This window comes from Microbacterium sp. 13-71-7, from assembly GCF_002257455.1.
Taxonomy (GTDB): Bacteria; Actinomycetota; Actinomycetes; order Actinomycetales; family Microbacteriaceae; genus Microbacterium.
Genome location: NZ_NCKN01000416.1, coordinates 1 through 1,319, shown reverse-complemented (window position 1 = coordinate 1,319; position 1,319 = coordinate 1). Strand labels below are relative to the sequence as shown.

Sequence of the window (1,319 nt, the reverse complement as noted above, 5' to 3'; positions counted from 1 at the left end):
AGCCGGAAGATGCTCCGCGCCCTCAGCCGGCATCGCATGGTCGGGAGCATGGGCAGAGTCGGGTCCAGCGGAGACAACGCAGCTATGGAACAGATCAGCCCATCCCGCACGGCGGGCGATTCGGCGTCTGACCGGATCCGGGCGGCGGCCGCGAGGAAGCGCGCGTCCTGGCGCAGATACCGCAGCAGCGACCTCATCGCTGCGATGCTCGGGGTGCGCCGAGCGATGGGCGCGGTGCCCGCCTCGGTCGACCTGTGCTCCGTGTCGTTCATGCCATCATCCCCTTCTTCAGGAACAGCGCGCGGCCCACGTGCGCGAGCCCTGGCGCGTCCGCACCCGCCAGATCGGCCACCGACCACGCGAGCCGCAGAACCCGGTCGTATCCGCGCAGCGTGAGAGCGCCGCGTTGCAGCGCCCGGTCCAGGGGCGCCCGCGCCTCGGCCGGAAGCCGGAACTCGCTCTGGCGCAGCCAGGTGCCAGGCACGTGCGCGTTGAGGCGCCATGGCGTCCCCCTCCATCGCCGCGCCGCGCGGTCGCGGGCGGCTTCGACCTGCCCGCGCGCATCGGCCGTCGAGAGCGCGCCGCGCTCCCCGGCCGTGACCTGGACGGCGGACACGCGGGCCACCCGCACCTCGATATCGAGCCGGTCCCTGATCGGGCCGGACAGCCGCGCCGCGTAGCGGCGGATCGCCGAGGGCGGGCAGATGCACTCCTCGCCCACCACGCCGAAGGCCCCGCACGGACACGGATTCGTCGCCAGCACCAGCTGGAACCGCGCGGGGAAGCGCGTCGTGAACGCCGCCCGATGGATCTCGATCATGCCGGCCTCGAGCGGCTGCCGAAGCGCCTCCAGGACCCCGCTCGGCGCCTCCGCCGCCTCGTCGAGGAAGAGCAGCCCGCCGTGCGCGCGGGCGATCGCCCCCGGACGGGCCGCGCGGGATCCGCCGCCGATCAGGGCCGCGACCGACGCGCTGTGGTGCGGGGCGACGAAGGGCGGGCGACGATCCAGCCGGGTGACGCTCTCCCCCATCAGCGAGCGGATCGATGCGGCCTCGAGCGCGAGCTCCTCATCCACGTCGGGGAGTATCCCCGCGAGCCTGCGCGCCAGCATGGTCTTGCCTGCGCCCGGCGGCCCGGACAGGAGCAGGTGGTGGCCGCCGGCCGCGGCGGCGACCAGAGCGGAGACCGCCTCGTCCTGGCCGATCACGTCGGCGAGTTCCGGCGGCGGGCCGCTCGACGCCGGCGTCGCGACGGCCCGTACCGGCTCCGGATCCCCGGGGTCGGCGAGGTCAGCTCCGTGCAGCAGCGCCACATGTGCG

At 74.7% G+C, this 1,319-nt stretch carries 2 protein-coding genes; both read right to left on the bottom strand.

What is annotated here, in order from left to right; translation table 11 throughout:
- Positions 1 to 272 (bottom strand): hypothetical protein (locus tag B7X32_RS20935; protein WP_292724171.1); only part of this gene is annotated, 272 nt, incomplete at its 3' end.
- On the bottom strand, positions 269 to 1,319 hold a 1,051-nt coding region (locus B7X32_RS20930; RefSeq protein ID WP_292724169.1), incomplete at its 5' end, for an ATP-binding protein. The genes B7X32_RS20930 and B7X32_RS20935, both read right to left, overlap by 4 nt.